Source organism: Streptomyces sp. NPDC006235 (assembly GCF_040613735.1).
GTDB lineage: Bacteria > Actinomycetota > Actinomycetes > Streptomycetales > Streptomycetaceae > Streptomyces.
On sequence record NZ_JBEXSR010000014.1, the window covers coordinates 73922 to 92426 of the forward strand.

The 18505-nt window shown below is 71.6% G+C and carries 17 protein-coding genes; 11 read left to right on the plus strand and 6 right to left on the minus strand.

Going from position 1 to position 18505, the window contains the following annotated elements:
- Positions 1-148: 148 nt before the first annotated feature.
- The 5 genes from ABZ192_RS18640 (at position 149) to ABZ192_RS18660 (ending at position 4774) form a co-directional block, all read left to right on the plus strand.
- On the plus strand, positions 149-1789 hold the full coding sequence (locus ABZ192_RS18640) for an ATP-binding protein (protein ID WP_356925555.1): 1641 nt from the start codon (positions 149-151) through the stop codon (positions 1787-1789).
- The gene (locus ABZ192_RS18645; RefSeq protein ID WP_031141974.1) at positions 1786-2193 is read left to right on the plus strand and encodes a roadblock/LC7 domain-containing protein; all 408 of its coding nucleotides are present in this window, start codon (positions 1786-1788) and stop codon (positions 2191-2193) included. The genes ABZ192_RS18640 and ABZ192_RS18645 overlap by 4 nt, the downstream gene beginning before the upstream one ends.
- Positions 2190-2588: a DUF742 domain-containing protein gene (locus ABZ192_RS18650; RefSeq protein WP_356925556.1), complete on the plus strand. Its 399-nt coding sequence runs from the start codon at positions 2190-2192 to the stop codon at positions 2586-2588. The genes ABZ192_RS18645 and ABZ192_RS18650 overlap by 4 nt, the downstream gene beginning before the upstream one ends.
- A complete protein-coding gene (locus tag ABZ192_RS18655; protein WP_356925557.1) occupies positions 2569-3189 on the plus strand; it encodes an ATP/GTP-binding protein in 621 nt (206 codons plus the stop codon). Before ABZ192_RS18650 ends, ABZ192_RS18655 begins: the two co-directional genes overlap by 20 nt.
- A 61-nt stretch (positions 3190-3250) precedes the next feature.
- Positions 3251-4774 (plus strand): cytochrome P450, encoded by a 1524-nt coding sequence (locus tag ABZ192_RS18660; protein WP_356925558.1) that lies wholly within the window; start codon positions 3251-3253, stop codon positions 4772-4774.
- Here ABZ192_RS18660 and ABZ192_RS18665 read toward each other — a convergent pair.
- The gene (locus ABZ192_RS18665) at positions 4768-5754 is read right to left on the minus strand and encodes an RluA family pseudouridine synthase (RefSeq protein ID WP_356925559.1); all 987 of its coding nucleotides are present in this window, start codon (positions 5752-5754) and stop codon (positions 4768-4770) included. The two genes, ABZ192_RS18660 and ABZ192_RS18665, sit on opposite strands and share 7 nt — an antisense overlap.
- 80 nt (positions 5755-5834) lie before the next feature.
- Here ABZ192_RS18665 and ABZ192_RS18670 point away from each other — a divergent pair, with 80 nt between their 5' ends.
- Positions 5835-6416, plus strand: a complete 582-nt coding sequence (locus ABZ192_RS18670; RefSeq protein ID WP_356925560.1) for a GNAT family N-acetyltransferase — start codon at positions 5835-5837, stop codon at positions 6414-6416.
- Between the two features lie 65 nt (positions 6417-6481).
- On the opposite strand, the gene ABZ192_RS18675 is transcribed toward ABZ192_RS18670, so the two are convergent.
- Positions 6482-7324 (minus strand): siderophore-interacting protein, encoded by an 843-nt coding sequence (locus ABZ192_RS18675; RefSeq protein WP_356925561.1) that lies wholly within the window; start codon positions 7322-7324, stop codon positions 6482-6484.
- Between the two features lie 125 nt (positions 7325-7449).
- Entirely contained in the window at positions 7450-8406 is a 957-nt protein-coding gene (locus tag ABZ192_RS18680; RefSeq protein WP_356925562.1) for a 5'-3' exonuclease, read from the minus strand.
- Positions 8407-8548: 142 nt separating this feature from the next.
- On the opposite strand from ABZ192_RS18680, the gene ABZ192_RS18685 reads away from it, so the two are divergent.
- The 4 genes from ABZ192_RS18685 to ABZ192_RS18700 all read left to right on the plus strand — a co-directional run bounded on the left by ABZ192_RS18685 (position 8549) and on the right by ABZ192_RS18700 (position 13907).
- Positions 8549-9640: a betaine/proline/choline family ABC transporter ATP-binding protein gene (locus ABZ192_RS18685; protein ID WP_356925563.1), complete on the plus strand. Its 1092-nt coding sequence runs from the start codon at positions 8549-8551 to the stop codon at positions 9638-9640.
- Positions 9633-12248, plus strand: coding sequence for an ABC transporter permease/substrate binding protein (locus ABZ192_RS18690; protein WP_356925564.1), 2616 nt, complete (start codon positions 9633-9635; stop codon positions 12246-12248). Before ABZ192_RS18685 ends, ABZ192_RS18690 begins: the two co-directional genes overlap by 8 nt.
- A 373-nt stretch (positions 12249-12621) precedes the next feature.
- Positions 12622-13191: an XRE family transcriptional regulator gene (locus ABZ192_RS18695; RefSeq protein ID WP_356925565.1), complete on the plus strand. Its 570-nt coding sequence runs from the start codon at positions 12622-12624 to the stop codon at positions 13189-13191.
- Positions 13188-13907 carry a helical backbone metal receptor gene (locus ABZ192_RS18700; RefSeq protein WP_356925566.1) on the plus strand — a complete coding sequence of 240 codons (720 nt, stop codon included), beginning with the start codon at positions 13188-13190 and terminating at the stop codon, positions 13905-13907. The genes ABZ192_RS18695 and ABZ192_RS18700 overlap by 4 nt, the downstream gene beginning before the upstream one ends.
- Here the strand turns inward: ABZ192_RS18700 and ABZ192_RS18705 are convergent.
- Positions 13819-14979, minus strand: a complete 1161-nt coding sequence (locus ABZ192_RS18705; RefSeq protein ID WP_356925567.1) for a TDT family transporter — start codon at positions 14977-14979, stop codon at positions 13819-13821. The two genes, ABZ192_RS18700 and ABZ192_RS18705, sit on opposite strands and share 89 nt — an antisense overlap.
- 71 nt (positions 14980-15050) lie before the next feature.
- Here ABZ192_RS18705 and ABZ192_RS18710 point away from each other — a divergent pair, with 71 nt between their 5' ends.
- A complete protein-coding gene (locus ABZ192_RS18710) occupies positions 15051-15980 on the plus strand; it encodes a LysR family transcriptional regulator (RefSeq protein ID WP_356925568.1) in 930 nt (309 codons plus the stop codon).
- A gap of 223 nt (positions 15981-16203) precedes the next feature.
- On the opposite strand, the gene ABZ192_RS18715 is transcribed toward ABZ192_RS18710, so the two are convergent.
- The gene (locus tag ABZ192_RS18715; RefSeq protein ID WP_356925569.1) at positions 16204-16896 is read right to left on the minus strand and encodes a gamma-glutamyl-gamma-aminobutyrate hydrolase family protein; all 693 of its coding nucleotides are present in this window, start codon (positions 16894-16896) and stop codon (positions 16204-16206) included.
- Between the two features lie 22 nt (positions 16897-16918).
- On the minus strand, positions 16919-18364 hold the full coding sequence (gene eat, locus ABZ192_RS18720; protein WP_356925570.1) for an ethanolamine permease: 1446 nt from the start codon (positions 18362-18364) through the stop codon (positions 16919-16921).
- Positions 18365-18505 lie beyond the last annotated feature (141 nt).

Genomic DNA, 18505 nt, shown 5'->3' on the forward strand with positions numbered 1-18505 from the left:
TCCGGTCGGACTAAGCTCGCCCGCAGCGCACCGGCTTGAGCTGAATTCGTGCGCTTGTTCCCCAATGTGCGGAAGAGTCCTACAGCTTCATGACATACCCCCCTGCAAGTCCTCCCGAACCCCAGCCGACTCCTTTCAGAAGGCCCACATGGTGAGTGTTCAATCCCCTCCCGGTCGCGGTGAACTTCCCTACGCGCGCGTGCTGCTGCTGCCGGCCATAGTGATGGCCGCGGCGACCGGAGCCGCTGTCGCCCTGGTGACGGCGCCGGCCCGGCTCGCCGTCGGCTGGTGCGGTGGTATCGCCACCGTGCTGGTGATCGCGACGGCGGCCGAGGCGGTGCGCCGCGGCCGTGCCCTGCGCAAGCAGCGGGGCGAGCACGCGCGTCACACCGTGCATCTGGAACAGCGGATCGCGGCCCACGAGAACGAGTTGGTCCGCTTCTCGCGGGAGATCATCCCCGCGGCGCTCCGGCTGCTGAGCACCGGAGAATCCCCCAGGGAGGTGATTCGCAAGCTCGGCCTCGCCAACCCCGAGTACCGCGACCTGCCCGCGCCGCAGGCCGAGACGCTGCTGACGGTGCTGAAGATCGTCGACCGCGAAGTGACCATGCGCGACGCCGCCGCGCGCTCCTTCGTCAGTGTCGCCCGCCGCGTCCAGGCGATCATCCACCAGCAGGCCGAGGAGCTCCGGGAGATGGAGGAGGATCACGGCCGCAACCCCGAGGTCTTCGACGACCTGCTGCGCATCGACCACGGCAACGCCCTGATCGGCCGCCTCGCCGACTCCGTCTCCGTACTCGGCGGCGGCCGCCCCGGACGGCAGTGGCCCGAGCCGGTGTCCCTCTACAGCACCCTGCGCGGCGCCATGTCCCGCATCCTGGAGTACCGGCGCATCCAGCTGTCCTCCATCGCCAAGGTCAGCGTCAAGGGCATCTACGTCGAGCCGGTCATCCACGCCGCCGCCGAACTCCTCGACAACGCCACGCGCTACTCGCCGCCGCAGACCAAGGTGCACGTCACCGCCACCGAGGTGCAGACCGGCGTCTGCATCGAGATCGAGGACGGCGGTGTCAACCTCAACGAGGAGGCACGCGCCCGGATCGAGGGCATGCTGGAGGCCGCCAAGGCGGGCGTCGACCTCCAGGACATCGGCGAGCACCCGCGCCTCGGCCTCGCCGTCGTCGGTCGCCTCTGCTCGGCGTACAACATGCAGGTCTCGTTGCGCGCTTCCGCGTACGGCGGCGTCCGCGCCATCCTCATCGTGCCGAGCGAGATGATCACCCACGAGCCCGGCGTCGGACTCGCCCACGGCATCGGCGCCACCGGCATCCCCATGCCGGTCGGCATCCCCGAGGGCCCGAAGCGCACGCCCAAGAAGCGCCGCCCCACCAACCCGCGCATCCCCGAGACGGTCTCCCTGGAGGACGACGACGTCCCTGTGGTCACCGAGTGGACGCCCAACGGCCTGCCGCAGCGCCGCAGCCGGGTGAAGACGTCCCTCACCGAGCGGATCGCCCAGCAGGCCGCCTACGACCGGGAGGACCGGGAGGCCGCGGCACGGGGCGAGGCGAACCCGTGGGCGACGCCCGAGCCGGAGCCCAAGCCCCTGCGCGACATGAACGCCCCCGACGCCCCAGGCAAGGGCCTCGAGGCCTTCTGGGAGGGGCTCAAGCAGGGCATCGAGCCCGGCACCCACCCCACCGACTTCATCCGGAACCCGACCAAGTACCTGCACCTGCTCAACGACCCGGCCCCCACCGAGGCCGATGACGAGGGGGACCTCAAGTGATCCAGCAGCGAGGCAACTTCGACTGGATGCTTAAGCAGCTCGCCGACGGCGTGCCGGGCATCGAGATGATCGTGGTGCTGTCGGCCGACGGTCTGCGCATCGCCCGCTACGGCGGCGAGCCCGACGCGGCCGACCGGGTCGCCGCGGCCTGCGCCGGCCTGCAGTCCCTCGCGGGCAGCGTCTGCCAGGAACTCACCGTCGGCGACGGCGAGATGAAGCTCGTCATGATCGAGATCGACCGCGGCTACTTCTACCTGATGAGCGCCGGAGCCAACGCCTTCCTCGCGGTGCTCTCCGACGTGCGGTGCGAACCCGGCCGGATGAGCGCGATGATGCGCGACCTCGTCGTCCGCATCGGCGGCCATCTGACCAGTCCGCCCCGGCGGAACGGGCAGATCGTATGACGCCTCCCCAACGCCAGAGGCGCGAGCCCGCTGCGGAACCGCCCAAGCCCGAGGAGGGCGAGGGCAAGGTCCGCAACCCGGAGCGCATGTACGTGGTGGCCGGCCCGGACGGTGAACGGGCCGAGCTCGACCTGGTGACGTTAATCGTGGCGCGGGCCACGGACCCGCCGCCCTCCGCCTCGCCCGAGCAGGCGGCGTTGCTCCGGCTCTGCGCCGCCCCCCTGTCCGTGGCCGAGCTGTCGGCCTACCTCAGCCTGCCGTTCAGCGCCATGGGCGTGCTGCTCACCGAGTTGCTGACGGCGGATCTGGTGACGGCGCGCTCCCCGATCGTCCGCCAGGCGCTCCCCGACCGTTCCCTCCTCGAAGCGGTGATGAATGGACTTCAACGGCTCTGACACCATCCCGGGCCCCCGGGCCGAGGACCAGTTGCCCCACACGGCACAGGCCGCGGCCAAGATCGTGATCGTTGGGGGCTTCGGTGTCGGAAAGACGACCATGGTCGGCTCGGTCAGCGAGATCAAACCGCTGACCACCGAGGAGACCATGACGCAGGCCGGCATCGGTGTCGACGACAACTTCGGTTCCGCGTCCAAGACGGCCACGACCGTGGCGATGGACTTCGGCCGGATCAGCATCACCGACCAGCTCGTGCTGTACCTCTTCGGCACACCCGGGCAGCAGCGCTTCTGGTTCCTGTGGAACGGCCTGTTCGAGGGCGCGCTCGGCGCGGTGGTGCTGGTCGACACCCGCCGTCTGGAGGTCAGCTTCGACGTCATGGGGCGTCTGGAGGAGCGCGGCGTGCCGTTCGTGGTCGCCATCAACTCCTTCCCGGACGCGCCCCGTTACGCCATCGAGGAGCTGCGCACGGCGCTCGACCTCTCCCCGGACATCCCGATCATGGAGTGCGACGCGCGGCGGCGGGCCTCCAGCCGCGACGTCCTGATGACCCTCATGCGCTTCCTGCACTCGCTCGCCATGACGGGCTCGCTCACCTGATCCGGTTCCGTCCCACCCCACACCTCCCCCCAGACACCTGGAAAGTTTCGGAGCGACCACTGTGACGCCTGAATCCCACGCCTCGACGGGTACGGACACCCCTCTGCCCGGCCCGCCCCCCGGCTGCCCCGCCCACGGCCTCGGGCCGGGCGGGCTGCACCGGCTGCACGAGTCGGAGGACCTGGCAGGGCTGTACGAGCAGCTGCGGAAGGAGCACGGCCCCGTGGCGCCCGTGCTGCTCCACGACGACGTACCGATCTGGATCGTGCTCGGCCACGCCGAGAACCTGCACATGGTGCGCTCGCCCACGCAGTTCTGCCGGGACAGCCGTATCTGGACCCCGCTCAAGGACGGCCTGGTCAAGCCCGACCACCCGCTGATGCCGCACATCGCGTGGCAGCCCATCGCCTCGCACGCCGAGGGCGACGAGCACAAGCGGCTGCGCGGCGCGGTCCAGGGCGCCATCTCGACCATCGACTTCCGCAGCCTGCGCCGCTACATCAACCGCAGCACGCAGGCCATCGTCAACCGGTTCTGCGAGGAGGGCGAGGCGGACCTTGTCGGCCAGTTCGCCGAGCACCTGCCGATGGCGGTGATGTGCGAGATCCTCGGCATGCCCGAGGAGTACAACGACCGTCTCGTCGAGGCCGCCCGCGACGCCCTCAAGGGCACCGAGACGGCGATCGCCAGCCACTCCTACGTCATGGACGCCCTGAGCCGGCTCACCACCCGGCGCCGCGCCCAGCCGGAGGAGGACCTGGCCAGCTACCTGATCACCCACCCGGCCCGGCTGACCGACGACGAGGTCAGGGAGCACCTGCGCCTGGTCCTCTTCGCCGCCTACGAGGCCACCACCAACCTGCTGTCCAACGTGCTGCTCACGGTGCTGATCGACCCGCGCTTCCGGGCCCAGCTCAACGGCGGCCAGATGACGGTGCCGGAGGCGGTGGAGCAGTCGTTGTGGAACGAGCCGCCGTTCAGCACGGTCTTCGCCTACTTCGCCAAGCAGGAGACGGAACTGGGCGGTCAGCGCATCCGCCGGGGTGACGGGCTGCTGTTCGCCCCGCTGCCGGCCAACGTCGACCCGCGGGTGCGGCCGGACCTGAAGGCGAGCATGCAGGGCAACCGGTCGCACCTCGCGTTCGGCGGCGGCCCGCACGAGTGCCCCGGTCAGGACATCGGCCGTTCCATCGCGGACGTCGGTGTCGACGCGCTGCTGATGCGGCTGCCGGACGTCGAACTCGACTGCGACGAGGACGAGTTGCGCTGGACGGCGTCCATCGCCTCCCGGCACCTCGTGTCCCTGCCGGTGGCGTTCGCGCCCAAGCCGCCGCAGGACGTGACGGAGACGCCGAACCACAACCACGTCCCCGCACAGCGCTCCGACTGGCAGATCGGCATCACGCAGCCGCAGCCCGTGCCGGTCGCCGCCGCGCAGCCGCAGCCGGCCCCGGCGCAGCACCAGCCGGCTCCGACGCAACCCCAGCCGGCCCCCGTACCGCCGCAGGCGCAGCCGGCCGCGGAGGAACCGGCCCGCCGCAAGGGCGTCTGGCAGCGCTTCCTGAGCTGGTGGCGCGGTTACTGACCGTCCGACGGGCCGTCGGACGCCCCGGCGGCCCACCGGTCGTACGACGCCCAGGCCGCGAGCACCCGGCCGCTGCGGAACCGGTGCTCCTCACCCGTGACCGGGTCGGTGAACTCCAGGGCCCGCGCCAGCAACTGGAGCGGGCGCCGGAAGTCACCGGCCGGCACCGGAGCGGTGACCTCGGGGTAGAGCGGGTCGCCGAGGATCGGCACGCCCAGCGCGGACATGTGCACGCGCAGCTGGTGGGTCTGCCCGGTGCCCGGCACCAGCCGGTACCGGGCGAGTCCGCCGGCCCCGTCCGGGCGGTGCGCGACGAGTTCGACGCGGCTGACGGCGTTGGGCTCGCCCGCCACCTCCCGGGCGGTGAGCTCGCCGCGTTCCTTCACGATCCGGCTGCGCACGGTCCGGGGGAGCGCGAGTCCGGGATCGTACGGGGCGACGGCCTCGTACTCCTTGTGCACGAGCCGGTCGCGGAAGAGCGTCTGGTACGCGCCGCGCTCCTCGGGGCGCACGGTGAACAGCACGAGTCCGGCGGTGAGCCGGTCCAGACGGTGCGCGGCGGCGAGGGTGGGGGTGTCCAGCTCGCGGCGCAGCCGGGCCAGCGCGGTCTCGGCGACATGGCTGCCGCGCGGGGTGGTGGCGAGGAAGTGCGGTTTGTCGGCGACGACGATGTGCTCGTTCCGGTACACGACCTCCAGCGGGAACGGCACCGGCACCTCGTCGGGCAGGTCCCGGTGGAACCACACGAACATCCCGGGCACGTACGGCGCGTCCGCCGGCACGGCCCGGCCGTCCGCCCCGACGACGAGTCCCGCGTCGAACATGCCGTCGACGACACCGGCACCGGCTCCCGAGAGCCGCTCCACCAGATGCTCACGCACCGTGGCCCACGTCCCCGCGGCGGGCAGCCGTACCCGCACCGGGTCCACCCCGTGGCGCTGCGGCAGGGGAGGGGGCGGGATGCGCGTCTTCCGTCTCATCGCGGCCCAGCGTACGAGGCGGCCGGGCGGCGGCGGAAAACCAGTGGGGCCGCCCGCCGCCCCCTTGCCAGGATGTGGCCATGCCCTTCCTCATCAGCCCGGTCCTGACCGCCGAGGCCTTCCCCGGCCGGCTCCAGCCCACCCTTCCCACCGGCGACGGACTCCTGCTGCGTCCCTGGCGGTCCGCGGACGCGCCCGCGGTGTACGAGGTCTTCCAGGACCCCGTGATGCACCAGTGGCACGCCCGGATCGCCGACTCGGAGGAGGAGGTCGCCGGCTGGATCCGCGACTGGCATCAGGCGTGGGAGGAGGGGCATCAGGCGCAGTGGGCCGTGGTCGACGCGGACTCCGACCGGCTGCTGGGGCGGGTGGCGCTGCGCGAGATACGGCTCGACGACGGCACGGCGGAGGTGGCGTACTGGACCGTCCCGGCGGCACGCGGCCGGGGCGTCGCAGCCCGGGCCACGACCGCACTCACCCACTGGGCGCTCGACGAGATCGGTTTCCACCGGCTCGAACTGCTGCACGCCGTGCGCAACGAGGCCTCCTGCCGGGTCGCCTCACGCACCGGATTCACCCTCGAAGGCACGAAGCGCAGCGCCATCCTGCACCCGGACGGCTGGCACGACATGCATCTGCACGCGCGCGTGCGGGGTGACTGACCGCGGTATGCCGGGAGGCCGCTGCACGCCAGAGGCCGGGTCGGCGTGACGTGCTCGCCTGTTGCTCAGGCGGCCGGGGTGCTCTCCTGCTCCGCCTCGATGCGGGCGTTCCACTCGCGCTTCGAGGCCTGCCAGCCGTCCTCGTTGTGGCCGCGGCGCCAGTAGCCGGAGATCGACAGGTCCTCGCGTGCGAGGCCGCGCTCGACGCGGAGCAGCCGGCGCAGTTCCTTCACGAAGTGCGCCTCGCCGTGGACGAAGGCGTGCACGCGGCCCTCGGGGAACGCGAGATCCCGCACGGCCTCGACGAGCGCCTCGCCGAGCGGCCGGTCGCCGCGGTGCAGCCAGACGACGTCCACGTCCGAGTCGATCTTCTGCTCCTCCTCGGGGCCGGACACCTCGATGAAGGCGTGGGCCCTGGCCCCGCGCGGCAGCGATTCGAGGGAGCGGGCGATCGCGGGCAGCGCGCTCTCGTCGCCGACGAGCAGGTGCCAGTCGGCGTCCGGGTCGGGCGCGTACGCCCCGCCGGGACCCATGAACCACATGGTCTCGCCCGGCTGGACGCGGGCCGCCCACGGGCCGGCCAGGCCCTCGTCGCCGTGGATGACGAAGTCGAGCGTCAGCTCGCGGTGTTCGGCGTCCCACTGGCGCACCGTGTACGTCCGGGTCACCGGCCACTGTTCGCGCGGCAGCTCGTCGCGGACGCGTTGCAGGTCGAAGGGTTCCGGATAGGTCACGCCCTCGGGCGGGAACAGCAGCTTCACGTAGTGGTCGGTGCACGTGCCCGTCTCGAAGTCGGCGAGGCCCTCGCCGCCGAGCACCACGCGCTGCATGTGGGGGGTCAGCCGCTCGGTGCGGACGACCTGAGCGGAATGCGGCTTGCGCGGCTGGCGTCCCGGTCGCTCTGCCATGAGGGCCTCCCTGATCCTTGTAGTTAGGCTTACCTAAGTTAGCACCTCGCCCCCACCTGACACCTCCCGCATGAGAACTTGTTGAGGGCCACCGGTCTCAGGACGGCCACCGGCCCCCACGTCCGTCACGCCGCGAGCGTCGTCAGCAGGCGCTCCAGTGACCCGCCCAGTCCCCAGCGCTCCGCCAGCACCTCCAGCTCCGCGGGGTCGCGCGGCGTCCGCGGCACGGCCGTCGTGACGTCCGGCAGCGGCACGTCGTCCGCGACCCGGACCACCTTCGGCGCGACCGCGAGATACGGGCGCGCCTCGTCCAGCCGCCTGCGCTGCGTCGGCGTCAGCTTCGACCCCCGGTCCTCCACCGCCGCCAGGATCCCGGCCAGGTCGCCGAACTCGGCCAGCAGCTTGGCGGCCGTCTTCTCGCCGATGCCCGGCACGCCCGGCAGGCCGTCACTGGGGTCGCCGCGCAGCAGGGCCAGATCCGCGTACCCCCTGCCGTCGACCCCATACTTCTCACGGAGCCATGCCTCATCGGTGAGCTGCAGCGTGCCCACGCCCTTCAGCGGGTACAGCACGCGCACCCCGCGCGCGTCGTCCACCAGCTGGTACAGGTCGCGGTCGCCCGTGACGATGTCGACCGGGCCCTTCGCCCGCGCAGTGAACGTGCCGATCACGTCGTCGGCCTCGTATCCCGCGACGCCCACGCGCGCGATGCCCACCGCGTCCAGCACCGCCTCGATGACCGGCACCTGCGGCGACAGGGTGTCGGGCACCTCCTCCTCGTCCGGGCCGGCCGCGTGCTCCTCGGCGACGCGGTGGGCCTTGTAGGAGGGGATCAGCTCCACCCGCCAGTGCGGCCGCCAGTCGGCGTCCATGCAGGCCACGAGATGGTCCGGCCGGTGGTCGCGGACCAGGCGTTCGATGAAGTCGAGCAGCCCGCGCACGGCATTCACCGGCGTGCCGTCCGGTGCCTTCACCGAATCCGGGACGCCGAAGTAGGCGCGGAAGTACAGGGAGGCGGTGTCGAGGAGCATCAGTCGTCCGGTCACGTCACGCATCATGCCGTACGCCACCGACAGCGACATGGCTCATATGTGACACGCCCCACTTGTGCGTTTGGGATCCGCGATCGAGGGGAGGCGCCGCCCCGCAGCGAGGCTGGTTGCGTAATTCAACTTTTGCGCCCCGCCCTCGCTCTGTTCCATTGCCGTCCAAATTGAGGTGCACGTGTCAGCAAGGCTTCAGGCAGAGAGCCTGTACAAGGTGTTCGGCAGGAGACCTGACCGAGCGGTCGAGCGGCTCCGCGCCGGGGCCGACCGGGAGGAGCTGCGCGCCGAGGGCGCCACCGCAGCCGTGATCGACGCGTCCTTCACGGTCGAGCCCGGCCAGATCTTCGTCGTCATGGGCCTGTCCGGCTCCGGCAAGTCCACCCTGCTGCGCATGCTGAACGGCCTGCTGGAGCCGACCGCCGGACACGTCCGCTTCGACGGCCAGGACCTGACCACCCTCGGCGACCGCGAGCTGCGCGCCGTGCGCTCCAAGAAGATCAGCATGGTGTTCCAGCACTTCGCGCTCTTCCCGCACCGCAGCGTGCGCGAGAACGCCGCCTACGGCCTGGAAGTGCAGGGCGTGCCCCGCGCCGAGCGCGTACGCCGCGCCGACGAGGCGCTCGCCCTGTGCGGCCTGGCCGGCTGGGAGAAGTCCTGGCCCGACGAGCTGTCCGGCGGCATGCAGCAGCGCGTCGGTCTCGCCCGCGCGCTCGCCACCGACGCCGACCTGCTGCTGATGGACGAGTCCTTCAGCGCCCTCGACCCGCTGATCCGCCGCGACATGCAGGACCAGCTGCTGGAGCTGCAGCAGAAGCTGAAGAAGACGATCGTCTTCATCACCCACGACCTGAACGAGGCCATGCGCCTCGGCGACCGCATCGCCGTCATGCGCGACGGCCAGATCGTGCAGATCGGCACCGCGCAGGACATCCTGCTGCGGCCGGAGAACGACTACGTCGCCTCCTTCACCCAGGACGTCGACCGCTCCCGCGTGCTGACCACCGGCGAGCTCATGGACACCTCGGTCACCGGCGACGCCCCCGGCTGTCACTGCGAGACCGCCACGGCCGAGACCCCGTTCACGGAACTGTGCGCGATCAGCGCCCGGCTCTCCCACCCCGTCTCGGTCGTGGACGAGGACAACAAGCTGATCGGCGTCGTCCCCCGGCAGCGCCTGGTCGGCTTCCTCGGCGACGAGCGGGACACCACCCCGCAGCCCTGCGACTCCCCGCGGGACAAGGGCGGAGAGAAGGTGACCGCCCGTGCCTAGGATTCAGCTCGGCACCTGGGTCAACGACGCGGTCGACTGGCTCACCACCCACATGGGGTGGCTGTTCGACTTCTGCAAGACCATCTTCCTCGGCCTCTACGACGGCATCAACGCCGTCCTCCAGGCACCCCAACCGCTGCTCCTCTCGGGCATCTTCGCCGTGGTCGCCTTCTGGCTGCGCGGCACCCTCGCCGGTGTCCTCACCTTCGCGGGCTTCGCGTTCATCGACTCCCTCGACCTGTGGGAGAACGCGATGATCACCCTGACGCTCGTCCTCGTGGCGACCGTCATCGCGCTGGTGATCTCCATACCGGTCGGCATCTGGGCGGCCCGCTCGGACCGCGTCAGCGGTCTGGTCCGGCCCGTCCTGGACTTCATGCAGACGCTGCCCGCGATGGTCTACCTCATCCCGGCGATCCTCTTCTTCGGCACCGGCGCCTCCGCCGGTATCGTCGCCACCCTGATCTTCGCGCTCGCCCCGGGCGTGCGCATGACCGAACTCGGCATCCGCCAGGTCGACAAAGAACTGGTCGAGGCCGCCGACGCGTTCGGCACCACACCGCGCAACATCCTGCTGCGCGTCCAGCTGCCCCTCGCCCTGCCCACGGTCATGGCCGGCGTCAACCAGGTCATCATGCTCGGCCTGTCCATGGCCGCGATCGCCGGCATGGTCGGCACCGGCGGTCTCGGCGGCGACGTCAACCAGGCCATCGGCCAGCTCAACGTCGGCCTGGGCGCCGAGGCCGGCGTCGGTATCGTGATCCTGGCGATCTACCTCGACCGCATGACCAGCGCGCTGGGCACCCAGGTCTCCCCGCTCGGCCGCCGCGCCGCCGCCCGGCTGCGCGCCGCCCAGGGGCTGAAGATCTGGTCGTACCGGCCCCGCCCGGCCGTCGCCGTGATCGGCGTCGTCGTGCTCGCCCTCGTCTCGGGCGGCATGGGGGTCTTCGGCGGCGGCACCACCTCGACCGCCGCGGCCGGCAGCAAGGACGTCGGCCAGGGCAAGAAGATCAGCATCGGCTACATCCCCTGGGACGAGGGCGTTGCCTCCACCTTCCTCTGGAAGGAGATCCTGGAGCAGCGCGGCTACCAGGTCGAGGCCAAGCAGCTCGACGCCGGACCGCTCTACACCTCCCTCGCCCAGGGCGACATCGACTTCCAGACGGACGCCTGGCTGCCCACCACCCACGCCCAGTACTGGAAGAAGTACGGCAAGCAGCTCGACGACCTGGGCGCCTGGTACGACAAGACGTCCCTGGAGCTCTCCGTGCCCTCCTACATGAAGGGCATCGACTCCCTGGCGGACCTCAAGGGCAAGGCGTCCGAGTTCGGTGGCAAGATCACCGGCATCGAGTCCAGCGCCGGCGAGATGGCCCTGCTGAAGAGCAAGGTCCTCAAGGAGTACGGCCTGGACAAGGAGTACAAGGTCGTCGACAGCTCCACGCCCGCCATGCTGGCCGAGCTGAAGCGCGCGTACGCCAAGAAGGAGCCGATCGTCGTCACGCTCTGGTCGCCGCACTGGGCGTACAACGACTACAAGCTGACGAAGCTCAAGGACCCCAAGGGCGCCTGGGGCGCGGGCGACGGCGTCCACACGCTGGCCCGCAAGGGCTTCGCGGGCGACGACCCGACGGTCGCCGGCTGGCTGAAGAAGTTCAAGATGAGCGAGAAGGAGCTCACCAGCCTCGAAGCCGAGATCAACAAGGCGGGCAAGGGCAACCAGCAGCAGGCCGTCCGCGCCTGGCTGAAGCAGCACCCCGGCTACGTCGACAAGCTCGCCCCCGTGAAGGGCGCCGGCGGCGGCACGCCCGCCGAGGCGAAGCGGCCGCTGGACGTGGCGTGGTTCCCCTGGGACGAGGACATCGCCGTCACGTACCTGTGGAAGAACGTCCTCGAACGGCGCGGCTACACGATGAACCTGAAGCAGATGGACGTCGGCCCCGTCTACACGGGCCTGGCCTCGGGCGACCTCGACCTCAACTTCGACGCCTGGCTGCCCTACGCCCAGAAGAACTACTGGGACAAGAACAAGGACCGGCTCAGGGACCTCGGCACCTGGTACGAACCGACCTCCCTGGAGATCGCCGTGCCGTCCTACGTCAAGGGCGTCGACTCCCTGGCGGACCTCAAGGGCAAGGCCGGCACCTTCGACGGGAAGATCATCGGCATCGAGCCCGGCACCGGCGAGATGGACCTGGCGAAGAACAAGGTCCTGCCCGCCTACGGCCTGGACAAGGAGTACGAGGTCGTCGACGGCTCCACCCCGGCCATGCTGGCCGAGCTGAAGCGCGCCTACGCCAAGAAGGAGCCGATCGCCGTCACGCTCTGGTCGCCGCACTGGGCCTACAGCGACTACGAGCTGACCAAGCTGAAGGACCCCAAAAAGGCCTTCGGCGAGGGCAACACGATCCGTACCATCTCCAACGAGAAGTTCCCCGAGGAGTACCCGCAGCTCACGAAGTGGATCAAGAACTTCAAGATGAGCGAGGACGAACTCGGCAGCCTGGAGAGCGAGATCAAGAACCGCGGCCAGGGCCATGAGGAAGAGGCCGTCGCCGCGTGGCTGAAGCAGCACCCCGACATGGTGGAGCGCATGACGCCGCAGTGAGGCCCGGTACGGGGCGGGACGCGACACACCGCGTCCCGCCCCGTACGCGTACCCTCACTCGTAGCCGGACCCCACCTCGGGGCCCGGACGCACGAGCAGGATCCGGACAACCACAGAGCGCCATGCCACCCCCCGAACCCCTTCTCTCCTCCCTGTTCCTCCCGTAGGAGGAATCCGCGCGCCGCCCCGAGAGCGGGCGGATCCCCTGGCGCGAAGTGTGAGGTCGCACACCGGCCGGTACGACGTCGATGTGACAGGCGCATGCACCGGTTTGCCGAACATGCGTAGGGTGCAGACAACTCAACAGAAGCAGTGCGCCGGGCCACCGGCGCACCGGGACCGGTATCGACGGGCGAAGGAGGGAGCCGGAGCGATGGGCGATCACAAAGAACGGCCCCTTCGGGTGGGCGCGGCCGTGCGGCGGCGGCGCCGCGCGCTGGAGCTCACCCTCGCCGTCGTGGCCGAGCGCAGCGGCCTGTCGGTCCCGTTCCTCAGCCAGGTCGAGAACGACCGGGCGCGGCCCAGCACCAGCTCCCTGGAGAAGGTCGCCGACGCACTGCGCACGACCGCGGTCGAACTCCTCGCCGCGGCCGACCCGGCGTGCAGCGTGGACGTCGTGCGCGCCGACGACCCCGACCCGCTGCCCCGTCCCCGGACCCGGTCCCTGGTGCGCGGTCACCACCAGATGCACGCCTCCGAGTTCACCGGCGACCACGACGCCGGCCGTGAGTTCCAGTACCGCAACGACCAGTTGATGTACGTCGCCGACGGCGCGGTGGAGATCGAGGCGGAGGGCCGCGCCTACCGGCTCGGCCGCGGCGACACGCTGTATCTCACCGGCGGTGTGCGGCACCGCTGGCGGGCGGCGGAGTCCGATACCCGGGTGATCGTCGTCGCCGTGGCGGAGCACATCGAGGCGGTCCGGGACCGGCCACGCCGGTGAGGGTCGTCTCGCTGGTCCCGTCGCTGACCGAGGCCGTGGCCCGGTCCGCGCCCGGCGCCCTGGCCGGAGCCACCGACTGGTGCACGCATCCGCCCGGACTCGACGTCGTACGCGTCGGCGGCACGAAGAACCCGAAGACCGACCGGATCGTCTCCCTCGCTCCCGACCTGGTGATCGCCAACGAGGAGGAGAACCGCGCACCCGACCTCGCGGCCCTGCGCGCGGCGGGCGTCGAGGTCCTGGTCACGGAGATCCGCGACGTGCCGCAGGCCTTCCGGGAACTGGCCCGGGTCCTGGACGCCTGCGGGGTGACGGCCCGCCCGCGCTGGCTGGACGAGGCGGAGGAGACCTGGTCGTCCCTGCCGCCGCCCCCGACCCGTCTGAGGGCGGTCGTACCGATCTGGCGCCGCCCCTGGATGGTCCTGGGCCGCGACACCTTCGCGGGAGACGTCCTGGCCCGCCTCGGCATCGACCACGCGTACGCGACGCACCCCGACCGCTACCCGCGCGTCCCGCTGGAGGAACTCCGTGCCGCCGCGCCGGACGTGGTGGTCCTGCCCGACGAGCCCTACCGCTTCACCGCGGACGACGGCCCCGAGGCCTTCCCCGGCCTGCCCTGCGCGCTCGTCAGCGGACGGCACCTGACGTGGTACGGGCCGTCGCTGGCCGAGGCGCCACGGGTCCTGGGCCGGGCCCTGCGAGCAGCTCGCCCCTGAGCAGCCCCCGTACGGTGCCCACGGCGGCGGTGCCCCACGCGGCGACCAGCACCGCGTACAGCACGAGAGCCGGCCCCGTGTAGGCCACGAGCCCGGTGTGGCGGCCCAGCGCCTGGGCGCCCGTGACACAGGTGCCGACCGGGAAGGTGAACGACCACCAGGTCATCGAGAACCGCATCCCGTGCCGCCGGGCGCGCAGCACATAGGCGGTGGCGAGGCAGAACCACAGCAGCGCGAACCCCATCACGGGCACGCCGTAGAGCACGGCGAGGACACCGAAGCCCTGGCTGTACGGCACCGGTACGACCCCGGGGGCGGCGTCCGCGAACGCGCCGACGGCGGTCGTGGACTGCCCGAGCGGGCCGAGCACCAGGAACACGGTCGGAGTGAGGGGGAGCGGCAGCGGCCCGCCGGTGATCAGCCGCCCGAAGACCAGCGGCAGCATGAGCAGGGTCGCGAGCAGGCTCAGCCCGAACAGCGCGACGCAGACGAGCAGCAGCGTCTCGCGGGCCTGACCGGGCGGCAGGTGCGGCACCAGCGGCGGCCCGACGGCGGCGGACACCATGGGCGCGACCAGCGGCAGCAGCCACACGGGGGTGGCCTGTCCCGGCTCCACCCGGTGGCGTACGGCCATCAGATACGGCACCGCGACGGCGGCGGCGAGTCCGAGAGCCGTACCGGCGCCGAACAGCACGGCGTCCAGCGCCACGGCCACCCGCACGCCGATCCAGTCCCGGCCGACGCCGAGGGCACCCCCGCCGACGGCCAGCAGGGCCATGGCGAGGCAGCCGTAGAAGGGGGCCGTCGCCGGATCGAGGAGGTGGGCACGGGCCTGGTCCCGGTGGCGGGCCCAGTGCGCGGCCCGGGCGCAGAGCAGGGTGACGAGCAGGACCAGTGAGAGGGCCCAGACACCGGCCAGGGCGCCGCGCAGCCCGGGGACGTGCGGCGACAGGGCGGTCCCGGCGGTGGCGACGACGGCGGTGCCCATGACGGTGGCGTACCAGTTGGGTCCGAGGGGACGGACGGAGACTGCGCACGGAAGGGGCCGGGTCGGCTGGGCTGCGGTGACCATGACTCCCACGGTCGGGCCGTGGGCACCCCGCCACCAGGGAGCATGTCTCTATGGCGACATAAGCTGGGTTTATGAGCAGGAGCGAAGAGCAGGGTGAGGTCCCGGCCGGAGGGTCTCTCGCGCACCGGGTGCCGGATCTGGGCGGCCTGGAACTGCTGCTGGCGGTGGCGCGGCTCGGCAGTCTCGGCGGGGCGGCGCGGGAACTGGGCATCACCCAGCCCGCGGCCAGCAGCCGGATCCGGTCGATGGAGCGGCAGCTCGGCGTGGCGCTGGTCGACCGCTCACCGCGCGGGTCCCGGCTCACGGACGCCGGTGCGCTGGTGACGGACTGGGCGCGGCGGATCGTCGAGGCGGCGGAGGCGTTCGACGTGGGGGCGCAGGCGCTGCGCGACCGGCGCGACTCGCGGTTGCGGGTGGCGGCGAGCATGACGATCGCCGAGTATCTGCTGCCGGGCTGGCTGCTCGCGCTGCGCGCCCAGCGGCCCGACACGGCGGTGTCCCTGCACGCCGGGAACTCGACGGTGGTCGCGGAGCGGCTGCTGGCGGACGAGGCGGACCTGGGGTTCGTGGAGGGGCTGACGGTGCCGACGGGGCTGGACTCGGTGGTCATCGCCCATGACCGGCTGATAGTGGTCACGGCTCCTGCCCATCCGTGGGCCCGGCGGCGGCGTTCGCTGGCCGCGCAGGAGCTGGCGTCGACGCCGCTGATCCTGCGGGAGAAGGGCTCCGGGACGCGGCAGGTCCTGGACGCGGCGCTGGGAGGTCTGGCCCGGCCGTTGATCGAGTTGTCGTCCACGACGGCGGTGAAGGCGGCGGCGGTGAGTGCGGCGGGGCCGGCGGTGCTGAGTGAACTGGCGGTGGGGGAGGAGCTGGCGATGCGGCGGCTGGTGCGGGTGCCGGTGGAGGGGGTGGCCCTGGCGCGGGACCTCCGGGCGGTGTGGCCGACGGGGCACCGCCCTACCGGGCCGGCGCGGGATCTGCTGTCGCTGACGCGGGGGTAGGTTTCTCGCCCCCGCCGCCCCTACCCGTCCCATCCCCAGGGGCTCCGCCCCTTCGACCCCGCCAGGGGGGTCCGCCCCCTGGACCCCCATCGGCCTGAACGGCCTCGTCCTCAAACGCCGGACGGGCTGGGGCCCGGTCTCCTGGCCGACTGATTCGGGTGGTGGGTGGGCATAGGCCGGGAGTCCAGGGGGCTTAGCCCCCTGGGACCTTGCGTTCACCGGCTCAGGGCACCATCGCCGCCTCCACCAACGCCCTCATCACCCGCACGTCCTCGCCCATCTCCGGATGCCACTGCACCCCGAGCACCCATCCCTCCCCGGACGGCAGTTCCAGCGCCTCCACCGTGCCGTCGTCCGCGTACGCCGACGGCACGAGCCCCTCGCCCAGGCGGTCCACGGCCTGATGGTGGTACGACGGCACCGACGTCTCCTCCGGCACGACACCCGCGTACAGACTCCCCGGCACCGGCTTGACTGCATGGTTGCCGAACACGCCCACGACCTCCGCATGACCGTCGAGGTGCTGCACCAGCGTCCCGCCCAGGGCCACGTTCAGCAGCTGCATGCCCCGGCAGATGCCGAGCAGCGCAACCCGCGCCGTGAGCGCCGCGTCGATCAGGGCCAGCTCCCACGCGTCCCGCTCCCGCGCCGGCGGCCCGGTGCGGGGATGCGGCTCGGCGCCGTACCGTACGGGCTCCACATCCGGCCCGCCCGCGATGACCAGCCCGTCCAGCCTGGCCACGGCCTCGGCCGCGTACGCGGGGTCGTCCGGCGGGAGCATGGCGGCCAGGCCGCCCGCCCGCTGCACGAGCCGGGGGTAGCCGACCGGCAGCAGCGCGGCCTCCAGTTCCCACACCCCCCAGCGCGCACCGGACTCCAGATAGGTGCTGACACCGATCAACGGCCTGGTCACCACAACTCCCTCGACAATCGACGCCTCAGTCCCGTGTCAACTCTGCCTCGGCCGCGGCCAACGCCGCGAACTCCTCCTCCGGCGCCTTCGCCACCAGCCGCTTCCGGCTGTACAGACCGAAGTACGCGAGAGCCACGACGTACACCGCGAGGGCGATGAACGCCGCCGTCACATCCACCAGGAACGTCGCCACCAGCGCCGCACAGGCCAGCACCAAGGCGACGGAGGAGGTCAGCACCCCGCCCGGCGTGCGGTACGGCCGCGGCAGCTCCGGCTCGCGGCGGCGCAGCACGATGTGCGACAGGGACATCAGGGCGTAGGAGATGGTCGCGCCGAACACGGCGATGTTCAGCATCCGCGCGCCGTTGCCGGACACCGCCGCCAGCAGGAAGCCGATCGTGCCGGGCACCAGCAGCCCCAGATAGGGCGCCTTGCGGCGGCTGGTGAGGGACAGGAAGCGGGGCAGATAACCCGCGCGGGACAGCGCGAACAGCTGGCGCGAGCCCGCGTAGATCAGGGAGAAGAACGACGCCACCAGGCCGGCCAGGCCCGCGTAGTTCACGATCCGGCTCAGGGTCGTCGCCTTGCCGTCCGGCTGGAGCGCCTCGACGAGCGGGTTGCCCGCCTCCTGGATCGCCGCGGAGCCGCGTGCTCCCGCCGCCGCGACGAAGGTCACGACCGCCAGGACCACCAGGATGCCCATCGACCAGCGGATCGCCTTCGGCAGCGTGCGGGCAGGGTCCCTGGTCTCCTCGGCGGCCAGCGGCACGCCCTCGACGCCCAGGAAGAACCACATGCCGAACGGGAACGCCGCCCAGATGCCGAGCAGGCCGAACGGCAGCCAGGAGCTCGACCCCGCGGCGGAGGAGTCGACCGGGATGTCGTCCAGCGCGGCGACCGAGAAGTCGGGCAGGGCCGCCAGCGCGAACACGACCAGGGCGACCACCGCGATGCCGGTGACGACGAAGCTGAAGCGCAGCGCCTCGCCCACGCCCCACAGGTGGATGCCGAGGAAGATCGCGAAGCAGACCAGGTACATCGGCCAGCCCGACTCCAGGCCGAACAGGCCCAGCGACTCGACGTAGTCGCCGATGAAGATGACGATGGCGGCCGGCGCGAGGACGTACTCGATGAGGATCGCCGTACCGGTCAGGAAGCCGCCCCACGGGCCGAGCGCCCGCCGGGCGAAGCCGTAGCCGCCGCCGGCCGTCGGCAGGATCGAGGACAGCTCCGCGAGGGCGAAGACCATGCACGCGTACATGGCGCCCATGAGCACCATGGCGATCGCGAGGCCGCCGAAGCCGCCCTCGGCCAGGCCGAAGTTCCAGCCCGAGTAGTCACCGGAGACGACGTAGGCGACGCCGAGTCCGGTCAGCAGCACCCAGCCGGCGCTGCCGCGGCGCAACGCCCTGCGTTCCAGATAGTCGTCCGCCTGCGCGGCGGCGGGTGGGCTGGTGGATTCCTGGGACATGGGCAGACTCCCCACGGGAGGCGGACACGGGGTCGAGAGGGCTCGACTCAATGGAATGGATCCATACCTTTGCCGTGCCGCCACAGGAAGGCAATACCCTTGCGTTAATCGCCAGTAAATCCTCGCAACGCCGGGACCCGT

Excerpts from the sequence above, each read along its gene's own strand:
- ABZ192_RS18640 (WP_356925555.1), top strand. The coding sequence starts at position 149 with ATGGTGAGTGTTCAATCCCCTCCCGGTCGCGGTGAACTTCCCTACGCG.
- ABZ192_RS18650 (WP_356925556.1), top strand. The coding sequence starts at position 2,190 with ATGACGCCTCCCCAACGCCAGAGGCGCGAGCCCGCTGCGGAACCGCCC.
- ABZ192_RS18655 (WP_356925557.1), top strand. The coding sequence starts at position 2,569 with ATGGACTTCAACGGCTCTGACACCATCCCGGGCCCCCGGGCCGAGGAC.
- ABZ192_RS18665 (WP_356925559.1), bottom strand. The coding sequence starts at position 5,754 with ATGAGACGGAAGACGCGCATCCCGCCCCCTCCCCTGCCGCAGCGCCAC.
- ABZ192_RS18670 (WP_356925560.1), top strand. The coding sequence starts at position 5,835 with ATGCCCTTCCTCATCAGCCCGGTCCTGACCGCCGAGGCCTTCCCCGGC.
- ABZ192_RS18675 (WP_356925561.1), bottom strand. The coding sequence starts at position 7,324 with ATGGCAGAGCGACCGGGACGCCAGCCGCGCAAGCCGCATTCCGCTCAG.
- ABZ192_RS18680 (WP_356925562.1), bottom strand. The coding sequence starts at position 8,406 with ATGTCGCTGTCGGTGGCGTACGGCATGATGCGTGACGTGACCGGACGA.
- ABZ192_RS18695 (WP_356925565.1), top strand. The coding sequence starts at position 12,622 with ATGGGCGATCACAAAGAACGGCCCCTTCGGGTGGGCGCGGCCGTGCGG.
- ABZ192_RS18705 (WP_356925567.1), bottom strand. The coding sequence starts at position 14,979 with ATGGTCACCGCAGCCCAGCCGACCCGGCCCCTTCCGTGCGCAGTCTCC.
- ABZ192_RS18710 (WP_356925568.1), top strand. The coding sequence starts at position 15,051 with ATGAGCAGGAGCGAAGAGCAGGGTGAGGTCCCGGCCGGAGGGTCTCTC.
- eat (WP_356925570.1), bottom strand. The coding sequence starts at position 18,364 with ATGTCCCAGGAATCCACCAGCCCACCCGCCGCCGCGCAGGCGGACGAC.